The sequence below is a fragment of the Dawidia cretensis genome (assembly GCF_018598175.1).
In the GTDB taxonomy this organism is placed as follows: domain Bacteria; phylum Bacteroidota; class Bacteroidia; order Cytophagales; family Cyclobacteriaceae; genus Ohtaekwangia; species Ohtaekwangia cretensis.
Genome location: NZ_JAHESE010000012.1, coordinates 62,289 through 86,366 on the forward strand (window position 1 = coordinate 62,289; position 24,078 = coordinate 86,366).

At 52.5% G+C, this 24,078-nt stretch carries 18 protein-coding genes; 3 read left to right on the forward strand and 15 right to left on the reverse strand.

The annotated features are described in order from the left end of the window. Positions 1 to 29: 29 nt before the first annotated feature. From KK062_RS13740 to KK062_RS13750, 3 genes are all read right to left on the reverse strand, one after another. Positions 30 to 2,405, reverse strand: a complete 2,376-nt coding sequence (locus tag KK062_RS13740) for an ABC transporter permease (protein ID WP_254084881.1) — start codon at positions 2,403 to 2,405, stop codon at positions 30 to 32. Between the two features lie 197 nt (positions 2,406 to 2,602). Continuing rightward, the gene (locus KK062_RS13745) at positions 2,603 to 3,292 is read right to left on the reverse strand and encodes an ABC transporter ATP-binding protein (protein WP_254084882.1); all 690 of its coding nucleotides are present in this window, start codon (positions 3,290 to 3,292) and stop codon (positions 2,603 to 2,605) included. Between the two features lie 104 nt (positions 3,293 to 3,396). Next, positions 3,397 to 4,644, reverse strand: coding sequence for an efflux RND transporter periplasmic adaptor subunit (locus tag KK062_RS13750; RefSeq protein WP_254084883.1), 1,248 nt, complete (start codon positions 4,642 to 4,644; stop codon positions 3,397 to 3,399). A gap of 310 nt (positions 4,645 to 4,954) precedes the next feature. Here KK062_RS13750 and KK062_RS13755 point away from each other — a divergent pair, with 310 nt between their 5' ends. Beyond that, positions 4,955 to 6,346, forward strand: coding sequence for a sigma-54-dependent transcriptional regulator (locus KK062_RS13755; protein WP_254084884.1), 1,392 nt, complete (start codon positions 4,955 to 4,957; stop codon positions 6,344 to 6,346). A gap of 52 nt (positions 6,347 to 6,398) precedes the next feature. Continuing rightward, on the forward strand, positions 6,399 to 7,751 hold the full coding sequence (locus KK062_RS13760) for a sensor histidine kinase (protein WP_254084885.1): 1,353 nt from the start codon (positions 6,399 to 6,401) through the stop codon (positions 7,749 to 7,751). A gap of 283 nt (positions 7,752 to 8,034) precedes the next feature. On the opposite strand, the gene KK062_RS13765 is transcribed toward KK062_RS13760, so the two are convergent. The 4 genes from KK062_RS13765 to KK062_RS13780 form a co-directional block, all read right to left on the reverse strand. Next, the gene (locus tag KK062_RS13765) at positions 8,035 to 10,659 is read right to left on the reverse strand and encodes a glycoside hydrolase family 2 protein (protein WP_254084886.1); all 2,625 of its coding nucleotides are present in this window, start codon (positions 10,657 to 10,659) and stop codon (positions 8,035 to 8,037) included. 162 nt (positions 10,660 to 10,821) lie between these two features. Beyond that, a complete protein-coding gene (locus tag KK062_RS13770; protein ID WP_254084966.1) occupies positions 10,822 to 11,382 on the reverse strand; it encodes an RNA polymerase sigma factor in 561 nt (186 codons plus the stop codon). Positions 11,383 to 11,553: 171 nt separating this feature from the next. Then, positions 11,554 to 12,987, reverse strand: a complete 1,434-nt coding sequence (locus KK062_RS13775) for an alpha-L-fucosidase (protein ID WP_317195776.1) — start codon at positions 12,985 to 12,987, stop codon at positions 11,554 to 11,556. A 4-nt stretch (positions 12,988 to 12,991) separates the two neighbouring features. Beyond that, complete coding sequence (locus tag KK062_RS13780) at positions 12,992 to 15,469, reverse strand: carboxylesterase family protein (protein ID WP_254084887.1); 2,478 nt, start codon at positions 15,467 to 15,469, stop codon at positions 12,992 to 12,994. Between the two features lie 206 nt (positions 15,470 to 15,675). On the opposite strand from KK062_RS13780, the gene KK062_RS13785 reads away from it, so the two are divergent. Next, positions 15,676 to 17,859: a glycoside hydrolase family 3 protein gene (locus KK062_RS13785; protein WP_254084888.1), complete on the forward strand. Its 2,184-nt coding sequence runs from the start codon at positions 15,676 to 15,678 to the stop codon at positions 17,857 to 17,859. A gap of 26 nt (positions 17,860 to 17,885) precedes the next feature. Here KK062_RS13785 and fabF read toward each other — a convergent pair whose 3' ends face one another. From fabF to KK062_RS13825, 8 genes are all read right to left on the reverse strand, one after another. Then, positions 17,886 to 19,136, reverse strand: a complete 1,251-nt coding sequence (fabF, locus tag KK062_RS13790) for a beta-ketoacyl-ACP synthase II (RefSeq protein ID WP_254084889.1) — start codon at positions 19,134 to 19,136, stop codon at positions 17,886 to 17,888. A gap of 4 nt (positions 19,137 to 19,140) precedes the next feature. Continuing rightward, positions 19,141 to 19,731 (reverse strand): TetR/AcrR family transcriptional regulator, encoded by a 591-nt coding sequence (locus KK062_RS13795; RefSeq protein ID WP_254084890.1) that lies wholly within the window; start codon positions 19,729 to 19,731, stop codon positions 19,141 to 19,143. Between the two features lie 93 nt (positions 19,732 to 19,824). Further along, on the reverse strand, positions 19,825 to 20,157 hold the full coding sequence (locus KK062_RS13800; protein WP_254084891.1) for an L-rhamnose mutarotase: 333 nt from the start codon (positions 20,155 to 20,157) through the stop codon (positions 19,825 to 19,827). A 5-nt stretch (positions 20,158 to 20,162) separates the two neighbouring features. Continuing rightward, complete coding sequence (locus KK062_RS13805) at positions 20,163 to 20,936, reverse strand: L-fucose dehydrogenase (RefSeq protein WP_254084892.1); 774 nt, start codon at positions 20,934 to 20,936, stop codon at positions 20,163 to 20,165. 2 nt (positions 20,937 to 20,938) lie between these two features. Next, positions 20,939 to 21,763, reverse strand: a complete 825-nt coding sequence (locus KK062_RS13810) for an amidohydrolase family protein (RefSeq protein ID WP_254084893.1) — start codon at positions 21,761 to 21,763, stop codon at positions 20,939 to 20,941. A gap of 7 nt (positions 21,764 to 21,770) precedes the next feature. Beyond that, positions 21,771 to 22,616 (reverse strand): fumarylacetoacetate hydrolase family protein, encoded by an 846-nt coding sequence (locus KK062_RS13815; protein ID WP_254084894.1) that lies wholly within the window; start codon positions 22,614 to 22,616, stop codon positions 21,771 to 21,773. Positions 22,617 to 22,658: 42 nt separating this feature from the next. Then, positions 22,659 to 23,435, reverse strand: coding sequence for an SDR family NAD(P)-dependent oxidoreductase (locus KK062_RS13820; RefSeq protein ID WP_254084895.1), 777 nt, complete (start codon positions 23,433 to 23,435; stop codon positions 22,659 to 22,661). Between the two features lie 97 nt (positions 23,436 to 23,532). After that, positions 23,533 to 24,069, reverse strand: coding sequence for an HNH endonuclease (locus tag KK062_RS13825; RefSeq protein ID WP_438835899.1), 537 nt, complete (start codon positions 24,067 to 24,069; stop codon positions 23,533 to 23,535). Positions 24,070 to 24,078: the final 9 nt, after the last annotated feature.

Consider the following 24,078-nt stretch of genomic DNA (forward strand, 5'->3'; position numbering starts at 1 on the left):
ACCCTCATGTTACCGAATACGTTGTTTTTTTATTCATCACGCAGTGTCGACACGGGGTTCATGGATGCAGCGCTGAATACTTTATAGCCAATGGCCAACGTCGACAGCATAAACATGACTACAACAGAAATAAGGAATGTATATGAACCTGCGGGCAGGTAATATTTCCAAATGCTTGACATGAGCATGTCGACGAGAAACGCACCCATCAGGCAGCCCGCCACCGACGCTATTACCAGAATAATGATAAACTCGGTATTGATAATACGTGCGATGTTGCCGATCGAAGCACCGAGCACTTTGCGCACGCCGATCTCCTTCATTTTGCGAATGATGTTCAACGACACCAGGGTAAAAAGCCCGGTCACGGAAAGTCCCATGGCCACGAGGCCAAGGAAGGCAAACATCTTGACGATGTTGTCATTTACCGTTAACGACTCTTTCATCTCCTCGTTCAGGTAGCGGCCGGTATATAGGCGGTTTGGAAATATCTGTTTCCATTCCTGTTCCATCGACGCGTTAACGGCAATCAGCTTCTCGACCGGAGCGCTCACGATAACGTGTGTATAGTTTTCTGGCGCCGTGTAGCGGATCATCATCGGCTGCGCTTTGTCCCAAAGGCCTGCCGTGTAGACGTTTTTAGCAACGCCCACGACGTATAGTTTTACGGTGTCGTGCCAGAGTATTTCTTTGCCCAGTGCTTTGTTCCACGAAAAGGTTTTAGCAAATTCTTCGGTAATGATGACCGACTCCCGGCGATCGGTCTCGGAGTCTTTTTGGAAATCACGTCCTTCCAGGAGTGTCAGCCCCATGGCTTGTAGATAGCCATCGCCTACATCAATAATATCGACCTCATATTCACGCGACTCATGTTTCACCGGGTCGCTATAGCGCGATGAGAAGACACTGTGTTTCGAACCGGCGATTGCTTGAATATCTTTGTTTCGCGCAATGGCATGGTGGAACGTTTCATACTCCTGCCCATTGCTGACATATACGATCATGACACCCTGTTGGTCAAAGCCCAGGTCGAAGTCACGTTGATAGCGCGAGTTTTCATAGAAGGCGAACGAGCCGATGATCGCCAGTAGCGAGATAGCATACTGCAGGCACAGCAGAATGCGTGTAAAGAAGTTTGTCCCCCCTAACTTCTGCTTTCCCTTCAGAATACCGACGGGCTCAAATTTGCTGATGTAAAAGGCGGGATAGCTGCCTGACAGCAGTCCGGTAAAGAACAGGACGCCGATCATAAAAAGCAGGAAGCCGGGTGCATCGAGGTAGTGCGAAGTAAGCTTCATGTCCGTCCACAGCGAATTCCACGCTGACAATAGCACCTCTCCCAGCACCATGCCAATGACAAGCGCCAGGAAGCAGATGAACAGGGTCTCGCCAATGAATTGCATAATCAGCTGTGCGCGCATACTGCCCATCACTTTACGGATGCCAATCTCTTTCAGCCGCCGTGACGATATCGCGATGGATGTATTCGTCATGTTAAAGCAGGCAATCAGCAAGATCAGTACCGCCATGATAGTAGGTGTAATGACTGCCGCGCGGGGGTTGGAATTTTGGAGCGTGTCCGACCACCGCTCATTGCTCTCATCACGTTGCGCCATCCCTTCAAAAGGATCGAGCACATATTCTGTGATCTGAAAATCTTCGCGGACTTTGTTGTTATTCTCCCGGTATGGCTGTAGTTGCTGATGTACAATACTGGTGCGTGAGGGGTCTTTGATCTGCACAAATAAGACTGTATTATAACGCCAGTCGTTTTCGGTTCGATCGTTGGCGTCATCGAAGAAGTTGTCGTAGTGCATATACGACTGTGCTTGAAAACTCGAGTTCTGCGGTTGCTTCCGGAAGACACCTCCTACTGTAAATTCTTTTAGCTGCTCTCTCACTACCTGGGTAAGCTGACGGCCTACGACATCCGTGCTGCCAAAAAGCGTTTTCGCCATCTCGTCGCTGATCAGCACCGTTGATTTATCTTTTACCGCGTCGGCCTTGCCATAGATAAAATCAAACGAGAACATAGTAAAGAAATCGGGATCGACATAGCGTACCTGCCCCGGAAAAAGATTGTCTCCAATCTTGAAGTTTGTCCATGAGCGATTGAGACGCGTAACGTGATCTGCATCCGCTATATTTTGTCGAACGGCATTGGCCAGTGGAATGCTGACTACCGTGTGTAACTCCGTCGTGCCGTCAAACGTCCGGAGTGGACTAATACGATAGATTTCTCCCCGGTGTTCATGATTCTTGTTAAATGACTGATCGTACTCCCAGTTAAAATAGGCTACAATACAACAGCCTATGCCTATGGCGAGCCCGAAGATATTGACGAAGATAAAGAACTTGTTCTTCATCATACTCCGCAGGGTGATGAGCAGGTAATTTTTGATCATAATAGTGGGGTGTTTTACGGTATTTGCTTTTCTAAGACTCCCGCTCCCTATCTGGGTTGCATGCCGCGGGAATAATATACTCACCTGCATGATCCCTCTACCGCTGCGCCATAGGCATAACGATCCCAACCACATGTTTATGTCGGTGGGTCAGTAATAGCACCGCCCGGTGGGGCAGTGCTATGGTATGTTATCCATTAGATATGGAAGTGCTCTTTGATGTTCTCTGTTACGACCTTACCGTCGAACAGGTTGATGATGCGGTGTGCATAGTTCGCATCGTACGGCGAGTGGGTCACCATCACGATCGTTGTTCCTTCTTCGTTCAGCTGTGACAACAGTTTCATTACTTCTTCGCCGTTGGCAGAGTCCAGGTTACCAGTCGGTTCATCGGCGAGGATTACTCTGGGTTTTGCTACAATCGCGCGGGAGATAGCCACACGCTGCTGTTGACCACCCGACAGTTGTTGCGGGAAGTGGTTGCGGCGGTGCATAATGTTCATACGTTCCAGTACCTCCTCTACGCGTTGTTTGCGTTCAGATGACGGTACCTTCATGTACAACAGTGGCAGCTCAACGTTTTCGAATACGGTCAGCTCGTCGATCAGGTTGAAGCTCTGGAACACAAAGCCGATCGAGCCTTTGCGAAGCTGTGCACGCTGGCGTTCAGAATACCTGGCCACTTCGTGCTCGCCAAAATGATACTCTCCTCCGGAAGGATTGTCCAGCAGACCGAGGATGTTGAGCAACGTCGATTTCCCACAACCGGAAGGACCCATGATGGCAACGAATTCGCCCTCTTTGATTTCCAGGTTAATGCTGTTCAACGCGGTAGTTTCCACTTCTTCTGTGGTGTAAACTTTTTCAAGGTTCTTGAGTTTAATCATGGCTAGGAGATTTTCAGGATTATATTGTAAGATGCAGAATTGACTGTATGGGTTGCATGCTGTTGCATGTATACTTCAATTATTTTTAATGGTTACGCTTTTTGTTAGTTCAGTAACAATACCTCGTTGTCGCCAAAGTTCTCGTACGACGAGGTAATTACCCGGTCACCCGGCTTCAACCCCTCCAGCACCTCGTAATTCTCGGTATTCTTGCGGCCCAGCTTGATGTCGCGGCGTACGGCCTGATCCTCGCCGTCGAGTACAAACACCCAGTTGCCGCCTGTATCTTTGTAGAATCCGCCCACCGGCAACAGCAGCTGCTCGGATGACTGACCCAGCTCGATGCGCAGACGCAGGGACTGGCCACGGCGGATGCCCGGAGGCGTGTCGGCGGTAAAATGCATGTCTACTTCAAACCGGCCTGCGGTTACGCCCGGATACACATAGGTGATTTCCAGCGCGTAGTCTTTGTTGTTGAACGAGGTGGTAGCCTTCAGCCCGGTCATAATACGGGGCAGGTACAGTTCGTCGATGGGCACCCGTACTTTGTAGCTTCCCAGGATGTCGACCTGGCCCAGGCGCTGACCTGGTGTTACGTTCTGACCTGCATCGAGCTGCGGCCGTGACAGTTGCCCGTCGATCGGGGCGCGGATCACCAGGTTGTCCAGGATCTTGCCTACACCTTCCAGATTTTGGCTCATGCGGTTCTCGGCAATCTTGATCTCCCGTAGCTGACGAATCCGGTCTACAGAGTCGGACCGGTATACCTCGTAGGTAATGCGACGGCGCTCGAGATTGTACCGATAGTCGGCCTCTGTTTTTTCAAATGCCTGCTTGGAGATTAGCTTTTTCTCAAACAGCTGTTTTTCACGGTTGTACTGGGGCGCCAGCACCGCCAGCATATTATCGATCAATGCCAGGGTTTGGCGTTGCTCCAGGTCATTTCGGGTAATGCCCAGGCGGGTATCGCGGTTACGGTTGATGCTTTCGCTCAGCTGTGCCTCCTGTCCTAATACCGACAACTCGGTGTTCAGGTTGCTCAACTCGAGGATTACGTCGCCGGCTTTCAGCATGGCGCCGCTTTCGGCCACCACACGTTTGATGGTTCCGCCTTCGACTGCATCGAGGTACACCGTGCGGCTCGGCTCTACAGTACCGGTTTGCGGAATGAACTCCTGGAATACCCCACGTTGTACGTTGGAGATCGTTATCTTATCTTTTTCCACCTTTACGCGTGAGCGCCGGTCTGCAAAAATGAACTGGTACCCAATGAACAATACGAAAACAGCGATGCCGCCGTAGGTCCCGATACGTTTCAACGTCCATTTTTTCTTGACAATCTTTTTATCCATGCTGATTCAGTTATGGCTGCCCGTGGGCAACGTTATTTGCCTAAAGCCAACAAGCGTGCCAAGCGCCAGAAACCCAAATTAACCCGTTTTCCAGGTAGTTTACGCGATATTCACGTTCACATGTGAACGGGTGTGTCCGGTTCCGAACGTCCGGATAATTATCAAAAAGGCCCAGAAGCACGTTTTTGGCGCATTTAGAGGCTGTACCAATTCCGGTACAGCCTTTGTTCGTTCCCGGACGTCCACCGTCCTGCCCGGCCGTTATCGGCTGTGCGAAAGGGTAGACTTAAACCAACTTGTTATTCGCACCATGGCTGAAAATAAACACGGAAAGATTCTGATCGTTGACGACAACGAAGACCTTTTAAAGGCAGCAAAAATGTACCTCAAGCGGCAGTTCGCGCAGGTTGACATTGAAAAGAACCCGGAAGCGATTCCCGCGCTGATGGGCAACGAAGACTATGACGTGATCCTGCTGGATATGAACTTTACCAAGGACGTGAGCAGCGGCAGCGAAGGCTATTATTGGCTGGAACGCATCCTGCAGATCGACCCGTCGTCTGTTGTCGTGTTGATCACGGCATACGGTGACATCCAGATGGCGGTGAAAGCCATCAAGGCCGGGGCCACCGACTTTGTACTAAAGCCATGGGAAAATGAAAAGCTGCTGGCCACGTTATTTTCTGCCATGCGGCTGCGCGAATCGCGCGACGTGATTGAAACGCTCAAGTTTAAGAACCAGGAAATCAACCAGGAGATCAATGACCGCTTCAGCGAGATCATCGGCCAGAGCTCGGCTATGCAGAAGATCTTCCAAACTATAGACCGGGTGGCGCGTACGGATGCGAACGTTTTAATCCTCGGTGAAAACGGTACGGGTAAAGAAGTGATGGCCCGCGCCATCCACCGGAACTCGGCACGACAACACGAGAATTTTGTGGCGGTAGACCTGGGCTCTATTACCGAGACGCTGTTTGAAAGCGAGCTGTTCGGTCATAAGAAGGGCTCCTTTACGGACGCTAAAGAAGATCGTGCCGGCCGCTTTGAGCTGGCCAATAACGGCACTTTGTTCCTGGACGAGATTGGCAACCTGTCCATGCCTCTACAGGCCAAACTGCTGACGGTGCTGCAAAACCGAAAGGTAAGCCGTGTGGGCTCCAATAAGGAAACGCCCATTAACATACGCCTGATCTGCGCCACCAACATGCCCCTGTACGAGATGGTAAAGGAAAACCGCTTCCGTCAGGACTTACTGTACCGTATCAATACGATCGAAGTGGAGGTGCCTTCGCTCCGCGATCGTTTTGAGGACATCCCCCTGCTGGCAAACCACTTCCTGAAGCACTACGCGGCCAAGTACGAAAAGAGCCTGACCAAGATCAGCGAAGCGGCCATGACGCGCATGCACAAACATCACTGGCCGGGCAACATCCGCGAGTTGCAACATTCCATCGAGCGGGCCGTCATTTTGAGCAATAGCAGTGTGCTCCAACCCGAAGATTTTAACTTTTCCTCCAATGGCGGGGGCAGCGGCAAGGAGGACAGCCAGCTGAGTCTGGAGCAATACAACCTGGAAGAGGTCGAAAAACTGTTGATCCGCAAGGTGCTGAAGAAATACAACGGCAACATTACCCAGGCGGCTACCGAGTTGGGCCTGACGCGGTCGTCGTTATACCGCCGCTTAGAGAAATACGGGTTGTGATCGGCAAATCCATTACCTTCGTAGTGAATGTTGGAATGCTGAACCGCGCACTTTGAACTTAGGATTTAAAGATTTCCGTACCCGCGTCATCCTGCGGGTAATCTTACTGGGTTGTACCATGGGCTTGTTTATGTTCATGGTAGTACGACCTAATATGCTGTTTGCTGCCATGCTCATGGCCCTGATCGTCGTGCTGCAGCTCGTGGAGATCTTTCGGTTTGTCAGCCAAACCAACCGGAAGCTTACGCGTTTTCTGGAATCGGTGCGCTACTCAGACTTTATCTCGGGGTTTGCTTCCGACAATAAACTTGGCAAGAGCTTTAAGGACCTGAACCTGGCCTTTAACGAAGTGCTCGAAGCCTTTCGCAAGGCGCGGTCTGAGAAAGAAGAGCACTGGCAATACCTCAACACGGTTGTACAACAAGTGCGTACGGGTATTCTTTCTTTTGATACCGAAGGCAATGTGCAACTTGTCAATGCCAACGCAAAAAAGTTTTTGGGTATTACCAACATCAAAAACCTGCGCGAGCTGATCGACATTAACCCGGGCCTCTACCATGCCATTCACAGCGCAGAGTCCGGCAAAAGCGAGCTATACAAAGGCAGCAACGAACTTTACCTGACCGTGCAGGCCACCGAGCTGCGCATTCGCGGCACAGACATTAAGCTGGTCACCCTGCAGAACATCCAGCCTGAATTACAGAAGCAAGAGCTCGAAGCCTGGCAAAACCTGACGAAGGTGCTACGCCACGAGATCATGAATTCCATCACGCCCATCTCGTCGCTCACCTCTACCCTGAGCGATATACTCGATCACGAAATGGAAGCGCGCGACGGCCACTATGTACTAAACGAAGAAGGTGCGGACGACCTGCGCGAAGGGCTGAGCACGATTGCCAACCGCAGCAAAGGCCTGATCAAATTCATCGACGCTTACCGCGAATATACCTCGCTGCCGAAACCGAAGCTGGTCACGGTACGACTGAGAGAATTGCTGGACCATGTGTCGCAGCTCATGAAGACCGAGCTTCGAAAAACGCAGATACAGTTCGAATGTACCTGCGACTCGGAATACCTCACCATACAAGCCGACGTGGAAATGATCGAGCAGGTATTGATCAACCTGCTCAAGAACGCGATCGAAGCGCTGTGCGAAACCGAAAATCCCCGGTTGAGCCTGAAAGGATATTATGCTGAAAATGCCATCAAGATCGAGGTGATCGACAACGGCGCAGGCATCATTCCGGAAGCGTTGGAGCGCATCTTTGTGCCATTTTATACCACCAAGCGTACAGGCTCGGGCATCGGCCTGAGTTTATCGCGCCAGATCATGCAAATGCACAACGGCTCGATCACCGCCGAGTCCGAACCTGACGTACAAACAATTTTTACGCTGAAGTTCTGATTTCTGGTTTGCTCAAGCCGTTTTGATTTTTAGCAGTGTCAGCCCGGAGACTGATGTTATTTTCCTTTCATGTTCTTAACAAGAAAGTAAACAGACATTATAAAGGTCAATATATAGACAATCGCTAATGCCGGTTTTTCGAATTTGAAATGCTCAAAATCGAATTGTTTAAATATGGTCCATCCTAAAACGATTGCTACGATTCCGAATGGAAGTGCTTGTCCTCTTTTACTGCTCACGCGTTTTAACTGTTTAATTATGCCCTGAACTTACGGATCAGTTTCTAATTTACCGGAATAATCTGCTCAGAAACATTCCACCCACTAACCGTTACCGCTACAGGCACATTGCCCGGTGTATAGTCGAGCACTACAGTCCTCTCTTCTCCTGGTACAACAGAAACATAGTTGTCGCTATAAAACACCGGCAGCAGCCGTTTCTTCGTATTCGCATCAATCAACGACACACGATTAAAGAACGCCACGGCGCTGCCAGCAGGGTTCTTCAACGTTACCGACACCTGCCCAGCGCCCAGGCGTTTGACAGTTGTTTTTACCGGTGCGGCCGCCAGTTGATTCAATCCCGGATAGGATCCTTTTGCATCCGGCATCCAGTATAAGTTCTCACTGACCACGTTCTTTTTCACGTCCAGCAACTGCAACGACAGGAATACGTCCTTCGGTTGTCCCGGCTGATTCAGATATCCTTTTACCGAGAGATACTTCTTCGCATCGGTAGGCTCAATACCGACAAACACTTGCGTGATAAGGCGTTCTTTACCAGTCGCGTCGTATGCTTTTACCACCAGCATCAGATCGTTGTAGGCCGCGAAGGTATTGTTCGCTACCATCACCATGCCTGTTACCGGGTTACACATCACGTGCAGCGGCTCGCTGCCTTTGCGCAAGCCGTAGAGACACGCGTTGGGATCGAGATAGTAGTCGTACATCTGGCCACGCAGTGCTGTCCAGGGGTTTTGCGTTTTCCAAATGATCGTGCCGGTATACCAATCCCACATGTGCGCGCTGAAGCCTTCCATCAGTGCGCGGTATTGGTCATAGTTTACGAGCTGTGCTTTGTTGGCGAAGTCGGCCATGTCTTTCGGTTTGCCGTAGCGGTATACAGACGAATCATAGCCGATGTATTTGTGATATTGCCATACGGAGTCGATGCGCCGGTTGGGATCATCGGGCGCTACGCGGTTTGCTTCCGGCAGAAAACGCTCCAGTGAAACGGCGTCGCCTACACCCACCGATCCTACTTCGGAGTTGAAGGGGAAGGTGCGATCTTCCCAGAACGTACGAATATTCTGAATGCCGTAAGGGCCATCGCCATTGCCACCAATGCTGTTATAGGACATGCTGTCGGTGTTGGAATATTCAGCAAACCAACGTGTGCCATCCAGGCGCGGCAGCAGATCGTCGCGCAGGGCGCTCAGGATGTCGGCCGGCGGGGTGATCTCATTACCACCACACCACATGGCGAGCGACGGGTGGTTGCGTACCATTTTGATCTGGTCTTCGCACGAAGCAATAAACAATTTATGATCATCGGGATAGTTACGACGGGTCCATTGGTCTTCGGTCTTCATGGGGTCAAGCCAGCGGCCATTGCAATCACCCGACATCCAGAAGTCTTGCATGACGAGCAGACCATAGCGGTCGCAGGCTGCAAAGAACTCCGGGCGCTCGATCAATGCTCCACCCCACACACGAATGAGGTTGAGGTTCATGTCACGGTGGAATCGGATTTCGGCGTCATACCGCGCATCCGAAAAACGGAGCATGGCATCGGAAATAATCCAGTTGCCGCCCTTGATAAAAATCTTCTGCCCGTTCACGGATGCCTCGCGGCTGCGGGTATGGGTATTCCAGGCTGTGCGCACTTCCCGCACACCGACGGTAATCTTTTCTTCATCTGATGCACCTTTACCTTGTTCGGTAAATTGCAGCGACGATGTATACAGGTGCTGCGCCCCGTAGCCGTTGGGCCACCAGAGTTTGGGGTTGCTAAGTGTCAATACTGGTAGGGTGACGGTGAGCGTTTGCTGCGGAGCAATTGTCACCGCCTGTGATACTGTCTGACCATCGAGCGTATAGGTGAGCGTACCTTTTACTTTTGCCGCAGTAGGATTCTCCAACTCAGCAGAAACGTTGATCAGTGCAGGTGCCTGGTTGCCTTCCGGGAAGCGTTTACCCGGCACGCGTGTCACTACGTGCGGATTTTTAATGTTAATTGACTTCGTTTGTTCGATCCATACTTTATCCCAGATGCCGGTGTTCCGGTCGCGAATGGGTTGAATCCAGTCCCACCCCGCGACGTATTGGTGTGCTACATTTTTTGCAATGGTACCATCGCCACCTTGCCCACCATTGGGGTTGCCCGCGACATCGGCCGGGTGTACAATCACCGCCAGGCGGTTGGTGCCTCCGGGCCGGAGCGCTTTTGTGATGTTGTATACCTGGCGCAGGAACATGCCATTGTGCGGTTTGGCGTTCAGTTTCTCGCCGTTGAGAAATACATCGCAGCGATAGTTTACACCGCGCAGGTGCAGCCAGGCCTGATCGCCGGCAACGAGGGCCGGATAGGTAAAGTCGTTTACGAACCAATAGGTATAATGCGCATTGCCCGTTTTATAGATGTCGGGGATACGTTCGTTGTTCATGCCATAGAACGGGTCGGGCACCAGACCGTTTTCCAACAGCGTGGTCAGTACGGTGCCGGGTACACGTGCCGGTATCCAGCCCGTAAGGCTGCCTGCCGCACGCGACAGGGCTGCGCCGTCTTCCTGTACTTCACTCGCTCGTCGGGCTTTCCAGGCCTTGTTCAGGTCGTAAAGACGTTGCGCATTTGCCACGGGGGCACAGAAGATCAAAAGAAGCAGGAAGAAAACAGATGGGAATTTCATACGACGCGAATTTAAAAAAATCCTCTCGCCTCCACCCCTTTCGCGGTGAAGGTAGAGAGGATCCCAAACCTAATCCAGCACTGGCAGAACACCAGCACTTTAACCCAGACGCGTAAATCGTCTATTCCTAATACCAAAAAATGAAAATAATTATCCCGACTCTTAATGCAATTGTTTTCGGAGCGAGCGCAGGGCCTTAAATACAGCATTGTACACCGACTGGATCGTGATACCCAGCTCGGCGGCAATCTCCTGGTTGGTACGTTGCTTGTTGAATTTCAGGTGCAGCAGCTGTTGCTGATGATGTGACAGGGTATTGAGCGCACGCAGCACATCCTCGCGTTGATCGTCGTATACCTCATCGCCGGCGTTTTCATCGGCCATATCGAGCTCCAGTGGATCTTCCGCTGCCTTGTAGCGAATGGCGGCCGATTTCAGGACATCGAGGATCTTATGTTTGAGCGAAGTGAATAAATAATATTTGACCGAGGTCGTCTGGTTCAGGTTCTCGCGGTTGTGCCACAGCTTGACGAACAAATCCTGAATGCAGTCTTTGATCAGGTCCTGATCGTCGGATATTTTCTTGCCGTATTGATAAAGGTCGAAAAAATACCTCCGATAGATCAGCGCGTAAGCTCCCTCGTCCCCCTGCTTAAAATGCTCCCATAGGGTAGCCTCCCCCACCTGCAAGGCATTGACCCGCTTCAAAATACCATTTTCCACCCTTCTCAAGTATATCAGAAATTTGCTCCGTGTACGCAAACGGGCTTAAAAATCTAACTTTTTGACCGTACTACGAAATGAAATTGCAAGTTTTTGGGAGAAGGCAAAAGGAATCATTACAACCGTTGTAAATCCCGGTTGAAAGGTGGAAAAGCGACATTTGATGGGCGACTACTTGCCCGCGTCGTAGGCTAAGGTCAGCGCCGGCGTATAGCTTTTGGCAACCGATGCCGGTATTGACACCGTTACAATGTCGCCCTGTACCGACCATTTTACGGTAGCGCCGGAGCTGAGCAACGTCATGCGTGTGCCTTTGCGGGGTACATTTCCTTTCCAGGATACCGTGCGCGGCATGGGCATGTCTTCGGCAAGACAGGAAATAGCAAATAGTTTTCCCGCAGTATTGGTCGTGAAGAATGTTTTGTCTGATTGATAATGCGCTGCCGGACGGGTGTCGTAGATCGCCGCGCCGTTGCGGGTTAACCAGGCGCCGATATCTTTCAAGCGGTCGATCTGTTCTTGCCGCAGTGTCCCTTCGGGGGTCGGGCCTACGCCGAGTAAAAGACTTCCGCCTTTGGCTACCACTTCTGCGAGTGTGTGAATGACTTTGGCAGCCGATTTATACTTGTCGTTGGGAACGTGGCCCCAGGCACCGCCCAGGGTGATGCAGCTCTCCCACGGATGATCGAGCCTGGTCGCCGGTATATGCTGCTCGGGCGTTTGGTAATTCTCGTAAGGGCCATGTACCGTGCGGTCGACGATCAGCAGGCCGGGTTGTGCGGCACGCGCCATGGTGGCGATGCGGGGTATATCTATTTCCTGGCTCCACGGCGGGATTGCCGCGCCCCAGGCACGCACTTCGTCGTTTACCGTTTCCAGCGGTCGTACCCAGCCCCCATCGAGCCACAAGATGTCGATGGCGCCATAGTCGTGCATGAGCTCGTTGACCTGATTGTAGGCAAACTGCTTGAACTTGTTCCACCGCCAGGGATTCTTCCGGATGTCGTAGTTTACGTTGCGATCTGGCGTTGCGTATCGCGGCCACCAGAAATACTCCGAGTGCCAGTCAGGCTTGGAGTAATAGGCACCGATCATAAAGCCTTGCTTCCGGAACGACTCAAATACATATTTCGCTACGTTTGCTTTCGGATGGTTTGCGAAGGGACCGTTGGTAATCTTGAAGTCGGTCTGTTTCGTGTCGAACATGTTGAACCCATCGTGGTGTTTAGTGGTGAATACCACGTAGCGCATGCCGGCGTCCTTTGCCGCTTGTGCCCACTGGTCGGGGTTGAATTGTGTGGGATTAAAATCTTTCTTTAATCCCCAATACCATTGTTTATACGCATCGTAGGTGATCGTGCTGTCGCGTGAGATCCAATCTTCCGAGCAGAGCTCCCACGATTCGATAATGCCGGGTACGGCGTATAATCCCCAGTGAATGATCATACCGAACTTCTGGTCGCGCCAGTGTTCCAGCTTCTGCCGAACCTGGGTGTCGGCAGGCCATTCATAGACGGTTGATTGACGGTGCAGGTTATCCTGGCCGTGTACGGTCAGAGCCGCCATGCACGCGACCAGTCCCAGCAGTATCAGACGTCTCATCATGTTATTATTTTTTTGGTGTATCGGTGTTGGTATTGCCGGTCTTTGTCGTACGCTCTCCGGTCTCTATACGCCAATCGTTGCTATAGTATCCGGTCGACAGGATGCCATCCGCGCCGCTCTTCAACATCTCTGTAGACAAGATCGTGTAGTCGGGGAACCCGCTGCCCCCGGCAAAATATTGGTTGGGCTCGGTAGCCGACATGCCCGGCAGTCCCGTACCGCCGATCACCGCGACAGAGGCTACATCGCTGTCAGCACGAGGCCACATAAAGTATGCACCATACTGATCCCCGCGGTATTGCTGGCCATCGATGGTGACAAGATTACGCGTTAGGGTAATGGGACAGTTCTTCAATAGTTTGTTCCAGGCTGCATTGGTCGTTGCGTTGCCATAGAGAATAACACCACGGTCCGGATATTTCGCCGGTTGGAAAGCTTGATCGGCTACGATGTCTACCGCGCCGTTGCCACGGTAGTACCATACTTCCGCGTCGTAGCGTGCTTTGGCATAGGACCAGGCGTTCTCGGCCGCTGTACCTTTTGTGCTATACACAAACACCATGCGGTTTTTGAATGGCTCTTTGAATGTGCCGTTGCGCGTCACCCCTTTCTGCTTCGCATCCGGCTTAGCCGACACCTGCCATGTATTGCCGGATCGTGTAAGATATACCCACTCGGCGGCCGTTTTGGTATAAGAGATCGCGGGTTGTCCGTCCAGTGTTATGGTGACGACATCGCCTGTGTTGAACACGGCCAGAGAAAGACCCGCGATGGAAACATTGGTAGTCGTACCGGTGATGGTTTTCTTTTTCTTGTCGCGGGCGAGGTCTACTTTGCTATAGTCCAGGAGGTGTTGCTGCTGTGCGATGGACACCCAACGATAGTGGTGAGAGATGGCAGGGTTCGCAGTTGTGAATTCCAGTTTATCCACAGCGCTGTCTGGCTGAATCGTGTGCCATTTGAAGTATTCAAAGATTGGATTCCAATCAACACTTTCATTTCCAAACCAGTGGCTCCCGCCGGGATATTCATAGTAGCTGAAGTCTTTGTGGAAATCACCGAGCAGGCGGCGCATCTGGCGGGCGTAGTCAACGGAAACCACTTTGTCGCTGTCGCCGTGGTGAATGTATATACCCAGGCCTTTGTAGTTGCCGGCCAGGGCAATGACGTCGCTGGGGTTGCTGGCGCGCAGCAACATCTTCTCGGCTGCAGAACGGCTTTCGGTCGGAATCTTACCGTCGGCGGAGCCATAGCCCGTCAACGTAGGATAGCCGGCACAAGGGGCAATAGCCGCCCAGTTGCCCGGATAGGTTGCGCCGAGGTACCAGGTGCCGTGTCCGCCCATGGAGTGGCCGGTGAGGTAAATGCGTTTGGGATCGGGCGTAAATTGTTGCTTTGCTTGTGCTAATACTTCCAGCGCGTCGAGGCGGCCCCAGTCTTCCCAGTTAAAGCCGCGCGGGCGACGATTGGTCGGTGCTACCAGCACACCCCAATCTTTGGAACGATATGCACGTGCCTGGCTGATTGCCTCTACGCTGGCACCGTGCACTGAAAAGAACAATGCCGGCGCTGTCGTGCTTCCTCCGAGCTGCGGCGTGACGCTATAGTATTGAATGCTACCGTCGATGTCACTGACGAAGGTTTTGCTGTAATGATCCTGCGGTTGCATTGCATCGATCCTGATCTCTTGTGCATCCAACGCGCGGCCGTTAGCACCTTGTCGTATCGTGAGTGTACACGTATATGAGCCTTTCGCGCTGACGGTGGCAGGGTCTATGCGAAAACCTACTTTGCGGATGCTCCACGGTGTCAGCGCTGGTATTTGTGTCGTTACTTCTTTGCCTTCCAGTTTTGCTGTGATATGCAGGTCAGTAAGCGTCTTATCCGACGCATTCACGGCTACAACAGCGCCCCATAGGTTCTCAGCCGATTGACCCACAACGATGTGTGGCAGCGTTGCATCGTCTGTGCGCAGAATCACGGCTTTCTCCTGAAACAGCAGACGCGCCGATACACCCTGGCGCACAGCCCATGACGAGCAGCGGATCAGCAGCTCGTTCTTACCCTTCTTGAGCTTCACCGGTACATATAACCATCCGAGGCGGTAAATATCGCCGGCGTGCGGCTCGCCGTTGAAGAACAGCATGTTGTGCCCCGACACGTGTAGCAATGCCGTTTGTTCAGCCGTGGCCTCGTATGTTAAATACAAATAACCGTTTACGATGGCACGACCTTTAAAAAGTCCGGCACTGTCGGCTTTAATCGCTGTCCACCCGATGTTTTTATCAGTCGCAGCGGGGGTTGTGAATTGTCCGGTAAACCACGCATATGTCAGTTGATCGGTCACCAACGCTTCGCGGCCGTAGCGATGCAGCGAGTCTGCCGCCAATCCTTCGCGGAAAGTGTATTCGGTTGGGGTTTGTGCGTGAGCCAGCGCCGTGCATAGGCATAAACAAATGACGAGTATCCGCTTTTTTGTCATGGTGGAATAGGTACAATAGGTTTTACACGATACACGGCCGCAAGCTTGCGGCCGATGATCTCCTAGCAAACGAAGTGTATGAGCCAATCTAACACAAAGATGCCAATAAAATTATGGAGACCTTTGTGAAAAAAATTATCCCGATGGTAGGTCTTCGCAATAAATTACCGTCAATATTTGGGCTCTCAACATTAATCACCTTTCGCATGCGACACATCCGCCTGTTTTTCTCCCGTACATCCCTGCTGCTGGCCGCCTTGCTTTTGGCCAGTGTGCACATGTTTGGTCAAACACCAACCCCCGCCTTTCGCGATTCCCGGAAAGACCTTACCAGCCGCGTAAACGACCTGCTGCACCAGCTGACCGTCGAAGAGAAAATTCACTTGCTCGGTTATAACAACCAGGGTGTACCCCGCCTGGGCGTGCCGGTATATAATTGGTGGAACGAAGCACTGCACGGCGTCGCACGTGCCGGCGAAGCCACTGTATTCCCGCAAGCCATCGGCATGGCGGCCTCGTTTAATGATTCCCTGCAACGCGCCATGGCCGACGTCATCTCCACGGAAGCGCGTGCCAAGTATAACCTGGCTGTGCAGCAAGACCGGCACATACAGTATATGGGCCTTACTTTCTGGTCGCCGAACATCAACCTGTTCCGCGACCCGCGTTGGGGCCGTGGTCAGGAAACGTACGGTGAAGATCCCTATCTTACCGCACGCATGGGCACGGCCTTTGTCCGCGGTCTGCAGGGCAATTCATCGCAATACCTGAAAGCTTCCGCCTGCGCCAAGCACTTTGCCGTGCACAGCGGTCCTGAGGCTAATCGCCACACCTTCAACGCACGCGTCGACGAAAAAGACCTGCGCGAGACCTATCTGTATGCGTTCCATGCCCTCGTGGATGCCGGTGTGGAGTCTGTGATGTGCGCGTATAACCGCGTGAACGACGAGCCATGCTGTACAGGCAATACACTGCTGCAACAGATCCTGCGCGACGAATGGAAGTTTAAAGGACATGTAGTAACGGACTGCGGCGCCCTCGATGATATTTATCTGCGTCACAAAACGATGCCCGATGCTGCGCACGTAGCGGCCGCTGCTGTAAAGGCGGGTGTTAACATCGACTGTTCCGGTTTGTTGCAGAAAGATCTTGAAAAAGCCCTGCAGCAAAAGCTCGTTACGGAATCAGATATAGACAATGCCCTGATCCCCGCCCTCCGTACACAATTTAAGCTTGGCTTCTACGATGCTCCTAACCAGGTACCCTATACTTCGCTCGGTGCGGAAAGCATCAGCAATGCGGCGCATACAGCCCTCGCACGCCGCGCGGCCCAGCAGTCGATGGTCTTGCTGAAGAACAACAAGAATATACTGCCCTTGCCGAAGAATAAATATAACAGCATCATGATCCTGGGGCCGAATGCGGCCTCGCTGGATGCGTTGCTGGCCAACTACCACGGTGTCTCGGGCGATGTATCCACCTTTGTCGAAGGTATTACTCAAGCTGCCGGACCGGCGGTTACCGTGCAGTATGACATGGGTTGTAACGACGTAGACAGTGTGCACTTCGGTGGCCTTTGGCATGCGGAGGGTAGCGATATTTCCATCGCCGTGCTCGGTCTCACGCCCGTGCTGGAAGGTGAAGAAGGCGACGCATTCCTGGCGGCGAATGGTGGTGACCGGGTAGACCTGAGTATTCCGGCCAGTCATATCGCCTTTCTGAAGGCTTTGCGCAAGCGCCACCAGAAGCCCATTGTTGCTGTTGTGACGGCTGGTAGCGCCGTCGACATTGCTGCGCTCGAGCCGTATGCCGACGCCATTGTGTTGGCCTGGTATCCGGGGGCACAGGGCGGCAATGCGCTTGCCGATGTTCTCTTTGGAAAAGTATCACCCTCGGGCAGGCTACCTGTCACGTTCTATAAATCTTTTAAGGATCTGCCTGCCTATGACGATTATCATGTAAAGGGAAGAACCTATCGTTACTTTGCAGGCAAAGTGCAGTATCCGTTTGGTTATGGGCTAAGCTATACTTCCTTCGACTATAGCTGGAAGCAGAAGCCTGCCGCGACGTACCAAAGCAAGGATACGGTGGCGATGACCGTCCACCTGAAGAATACCGGCAAGCAGGGTGGCGCGGAAGTAGTTCAAGCCTACATTCAATACCCTGCGGGCGAGCGCATGCCGTTAAAAGAGCTGAAGCAATTTGCGCGGGCGTATGTTGCGCAAAACGGCGAGAACGATGTAACGCTAAAAATACCGGTAGCGGACCTACAGAAATGGAACCTGAAGAAGAGCCAGTGGGAAATAACGCCCGGCACGTATACCGTAGTAATTGGCGGCCATTCGGCAGATGAACGGTTACGCCAATCGTTTACAGTAAAGAAGAAATAATAGTATACGCAATTCAAGAAGGTCGATTAATCGACCTTCTTGAATATTGCGGTAGCGTTGTGGCCGCCAAAGCCAAAGGTATTGCTCATGGCCACATTTACGGTAGCCTTTACACTCTTACCCAGAACGATGTTTAATCCTTGCGGCATACTGGGATCGATGTTCTGGGTGTTGATCGTCGGCGGTATAATGCCTTCCTGGATTGCCTTGATGCACACGATCGCCTCGATCGCCCCGGCTCCTCCCAGCAAGTGACCTGTTGCCGACTTCGTAGCACTGATCAACAACTTGCTGGTATGCTCACCAAACATTTTTGAAACAGCCTTGAGCTCGCTCTCGTCGCCGAGCGGTGTAGAAGTAGCGTGTGGGTTGAGATAGTCTACATCCGTAACATTCAGGTTGGCATCTTCCAGCGCCCACTTCATACCGAGTGCGGCACCGGCGCCTTCGGGGTGTGTGGCCGTCAGGTGATACGCATCGGCCGACATGCCGCCACCGGCTACTTCGGCATAGATGCGGGCGCCGCGCTGCTTCGCATGCTCGTATTCTTCTAGGATGAGTGCGCAGCCGCCTTCGCCCATGACAAAGCCGTCACGATCTACGTCAAACGGACGTGACGCGGTGGCGGGGTCGTCATTGCGTGTGGAGAGGGCTTTCAACGCGCTAAACCCGCCGATGCCCGCTTCGTTGATGGCGGCCTCAGAGCCGCCCGTTACAAAGATGTCGGCCTTGCCCCAGCGGATATAGTTCATCGCATCGATAATCGCAGTGTTGGATGTAGCACAGGCCGACACGGTGGTGAAGTTTGGTCCCATAAAACCGTGCTTGATCGAGATCCATCCGGATGCGATGTCTACGATCACTTTGGGTATAAAATACGGGTTGATGCGCGGTGTACCATCACCACGTCCGTATTCCAGTATTTCTTGTTGGAAAGTATAGAAGCCGCCGTTGCCGGAGCCCCAGATCACGCCTACACGCGTCTTGTCGATCTTGTCGAGGTCGAGCCCCGAATCTTTCAGCGCTTCTTCGGAGGAGGCCAGTGCATATTGCGCAAAGGGATCGAGCTTGCGCACTTCGGATTTTTCGAAGTAGTTCAGCGGATCATACCCCTTCAGCGCACACGCGAACTTGGTTTTAAACTTTGTTGTGTCAAAGCTGGTGATGAGGGCGGCACCGCTCTTGGACGCAATCAGATTGCTCCAGAATTCCGGCACGGTGTTCCCCAGCGGGGTTAACGCGCCCATGCCCGTAACCACTACTCTTCGTTGCTTCATAAAGTTAATTGCTGATTTGTTTTACTAAGTTCTTACAGTGTTTGATGACGATCTGCATAGGTTCTTCCGAACGCTCGGCCCGTGCAAACATGACAGCTCCTTCAATGGAGCAAAAAAATACGTAGGCCATTTGATGTGCGTCTGTACCTTTTTTAAATTCGCCGGACTCGATTCCCTTTTCAATGAGCGAAGCTATAAATTCTACCGTCTCCACTAATTCGCGCGCGACCAGGCGGCGCATGGATATACGGTGGTCGTCGGCCTCCACGGCTGTGTTCAACAGCGGGCAGCCGCCGGCGATGGGCGGATTAAATACATATTCACCAAAGAAATCAAACAGCGCTATTAGCTGTTTCTTATAGGTGTTTTTTTGTTCCAGCTCATCGCGCAGTCGTGTGCGCATGGTGTCGATAGCATAGTGAAACGCCGCGAGCGCGATCTCGTCTTTATCGCGAAAGTTTCCGTACAGCGCACCCTTCGACAAACCGGTGGAATCCATCAGGTCGGTCAGCGTGGTGCCGTCATAGCCTTTGCTATTAAACAACGGGGCCGTTTGCTCGATAATAAATTGGCGTGTCCGTTCAGCTTTGGTCATATCGGTCGCAAAATTATACCAAACGGTACAATTTTCAAAATAACAGTCTTTCCAGGCCTTTAAGTTCCCGGGTTCAAACTGATGCTAAGAACGTTACGTAAGCTTAAAAATACGGTCCATCAACACCCATTTTGTGTTTGCGGGAGCAAATGACAAGTGTTGCTGGTAGTTAGACATGAGGTTTTCCCAGCGCTGCACGGCGGGGTCAGCAGCATCCGCCTTCGTTTTTGCTTCAAATGAAAATGTATCGGATACTTCCATGATCATAAACAGCCGCGTAGCAACACGGTATATTTCCATTTGTACAATACCCGCATCGCGAATGCTTTGTATGATCTCCGGCCACACGTGGCGGTGATGTTCTTCGTAGGCTGCGATCAGGGCGGGATCGTCACGCAGGTCGAGTGCCAGGCAATACTTTCTCATAGCAATCAGGCCAACGCCCGGTCTAAGTGTACATATCCCCCATCGACATATAACAGCTGGCCGGTGGTATGGCTCGAGCGCTCCGAAAGCAGGAAGACGGCGGTATTGGCAATCTCTTCCGCTGTCGTCATGCGTTTGCCTAACGGTATACGTTCGGTAATCCGTTTCAACGTGCCTTCCGGATCGGGCAGGGTTTTGACCCAGGCATCGTACAGGGGTGTATAGCATTCTGCCACGACAATGGCATTAACCCGGATGCCATAGGGCAGCAGCTCAACGGCCCATTCGCGCGTCAGCGCGTTGCGACCACCGTTGGATGCGGCATAGGCAGAGGTGTTGCCCTGGCCGGTATCGGCCGTCTTGGAGCTGATATTAACGATTGCGCCGCGTGACGCTTTTAATGCGGGCAATGCATGATGCGCCATGAGGTAATAATGCACCAGGTTTTTGTGCAAAGAGGCTATGAACGCTTCGTACGAGCCGCGTTCCAGTCCCACGCCGTCGTTCACGCCGGCGTTGTTTACCAGGCCGTCTATGCGACCATATTTTGTCAGTACGGCTTCTACTGCACGCTGACAATCTTCCGGGCGGGTGAGCTCGGCTACCACCTGCAGGCCTTTTCCTCCGATCTTGTCGAGGGCTTTCTGGTTGTCTTCTTCGCTGCGGCCTACAATGACGGGCATCGCACCCTCCCGGGTCAGGACTTCGACAATCCCTTCGCCGATGCCTTTCGCACCGCCGGTGACGATGATGACTTTGTCTGTTAGCAATAGATCCATGACTAAAGATTGTAAAAGTTTACGGCATTTTCGCCGAGCACCTGTTCCTTTTCCCGGGCCGATACGTTGGCCAGGTACGATTGTATTATAAAAAGCTGCTGCTCATAATTAGCCGCCAGCAAACATACCGGCCAGTCAGACCCATAGAGCAGCCGTGAAGGGCCGAACGACTCAAAGAGCTCGTCCAGGTATGGATAAAAATCCGCAGGCTTCCATTGCTGCCAGTCCGCTTCTGTCACCATGCCCGACACCTTGCACGAAACGTGGTCGAATGTCGACAGTGCCGCCATGTTCAGTTCCCACTGTGTTTTCTCGCCGGTGCGAATAGACGGCTTGGCCAGGTGATCTACCACGATCTTTACTTCGGGCACTTGCTGCACAAAGTGCAGTGCCTCGTCCAACTGATGATGGTAGAGCAGCAGGTCGTACGTGTAATTATACCGCGCCAGCATGCGCACCCCCCGGATAAATCGCGGATCACGCAAAAAGCCCGTCGGCTCGCCCTGTACAATGTGACGAAACCCCTTCAGCTTTTTGAATGACGAAAAGTATGCCAACCGATCTTCCAGGTCATCGGCGCACAGGTCTACCCACCCGACAACGCCCCGGATAAACGCATGTTGGCCGGCCAGCGCCAACAGAAAGTGCGTCTCGGCTTCCGACTGGTCGGCTTGTACGGCCACACAGCCACCGACATGGTTCTGATCCAGTATGGGCTTGAGATCTTCCGGCAGGAAGTCCCGGCGGAGTACGGCCATGTCTTCTGTGATCCATGCGTCGCGCACTGTATCATACTGCCAAAAATGCTGGTGGCTATCGAGCAACATGCGGTATTTAATATGCTTTTGCTACCTGACGTTGTTCGCCCATGCCTTCGATGCCAAGCTCGACGACGTCGCCGGGTTTGATGTAGATCGGCGGATTGAAACCCAACCCTACCCCTGCTGGTGTACCCGTCGAGATTACATCACCCGGCAGAAGGGTCATAAACTGGCTTACGTAACTTACCAGAAATGCTACGTTGAAGACCATGTTGGCGGTGGTGCCGTCCTGGTATGTCTTGCCGTTAACCTTAAGCCACAGCTTGACATTATTGATGTCTTTTATTTCGTCGCGGGTCACCATGTACGGGCCCATCGGCGCAAATGTATCACAGCTCTTGCCTTTCACCCATTGTCCCCCGCGCTCCAATTGAAATTCGCGTTCGCTGTAGTCGTTGTGCACGCAATAGCCGGCGACATAATTCAATGACTCTTCGGCGGACACATAGGTTGCCTTTTTACCGATCACGACGGCAAGCTCCACTTCCCAGTCTGTCTTCGTGCTGTTCCTGGGAATTACGAGTGTATCGTTCGGGCCGACCAGTGCCGTGGTAGCCTTGAAGAATATGATCGGCTCCTTCGGCAGTGCAGCGCCTGTTTCTTTTGCGTGGTCGGAATAGTTCAATCCGATGCAAATGATCTTGGAAGGGCGTTGGAACGGTGCCCCCAGACGCACGGGTTGTTTTACCCTGGGCAGGTCGGGGTGCTGTTGCAGCCAGGTGGCCAGCCGTGCGATGCCATCGGTCTCGAAGAACTTTTCACCAAAGTCTTCGCCAAACGACGATACCTCTACAATATCATTTCCGACGAGTACTCCCGGTTTTTCGGTGCCGGGCTCACCAAAGCGCAATAGTTTCATAGTATAAATTTCGATACAGCTAGTACAAGATCCAGTTTATGCTTAGTTATTCAGGCGTATGAAGCCCCCGTCGATCGGGTAATCGCACCCGGTCACAAACGAAGCCTCGTCTGAGCACAGGTACAACGCCAGCGTTGCTACTTCCTCGGGTTTGCCCATGCGGCCGATGGGTTGTGTCTTTGAGAGCTTCTCAAACATTTCCTCCTCCTGGCCCGGATAATTCTTGGCCAGGAAGTTATCCACGAATGCAGTATGTACGCGGGCGGGCGACATGCAGTTGCAGCGGATATTATCTTTTATGTAGTCTTTCGCCACCGAGAGTGTCATGGTTAAGACGGCACCTTTGCTCATGGAGTATGCAAAGCGGTCGGGCAAGCCTACGCTGGAAGCGATCGACGCGAGGTTGAGGATCACGCCTCCACCCTGCGCGCGCATGTGGGTGATGGCGCCCAGCATGGTGTTATATACACCTTTCACATTTACCTGGAAGACGCGGTCGAAATCTTCTTCGGGCGTGTTGTCCAGGCGTCCGATGTGCGAAACTCCGGCACTGTTGATAAGTATGTCGATGCGGCCGGCCTGTTGGGCAACCGTGGCCAGCACGTCTTTCACCTGGCGCTGATCGGCGACATTGACGGCCAGGGCGGTGGCTTTGCCTCCTGCGGCAATGATATCGTTCACCGCAGCGTTGGCGGCATCCTGGTTGAGCTCAAGAATATAAACCGATGCGCCCTGACGGGCGAACAAGGTGGCAATGGCTTTACCAATGCCACTTCCGCCGCCGGTGATGACGGCCGTTTTCTGTTGTAAGTTGAACATAACGACAAGTATAGCCACCGCAAACGCGTGAACCAAACACACGGTATAATTCCGCGGGGAAATTTAGGGCAAATGCCCATGATGGCAGGCGGCGCTGTTAATGGGGGTGGTGTCCGAGGAAAGCATCCCACTCGCCGGAGGAATTGTTGTGGTGGTCTTTCAGAAAAATGGCGTAGGACGGCTTATACGGTTTTTTACGCAACACCATGTTGGCCTCTTCGGGCATGTAGTCGCCCTTCTTGGCATTGCAGCGCTTACAGGCTGTCACCAGGTTGGTCCACGAGTCGGCACCTTTTCGGGCGCGGGGTATGACGTGGTCGATTGTAAGCTCCCTTTTAGTACCACAGTATTGGCACTCGTGATTGTCGCGCTTGAATATATTTTGCCGGGTAAGATTAACGCCCTTGTAGGGGGCGTTTACGTAGCGGTTGAGGCGAATGACAGAAGGCATGGGGAAGCTCTGCGTGACGGAGTGCAGCTTGTGCCCGTTGGCCGTGCGCACCAGCTCGCTTTTGTTCATGAACACCAGCACAAAAGCACGCTCTACCGAGCACACCATGAGAGGGCTATTGTCCTGATTGAGCACGAGCACGCGGCTGTTCATGCTGGTAATATACTCGCCAGAACGATACAAAGCAACGGT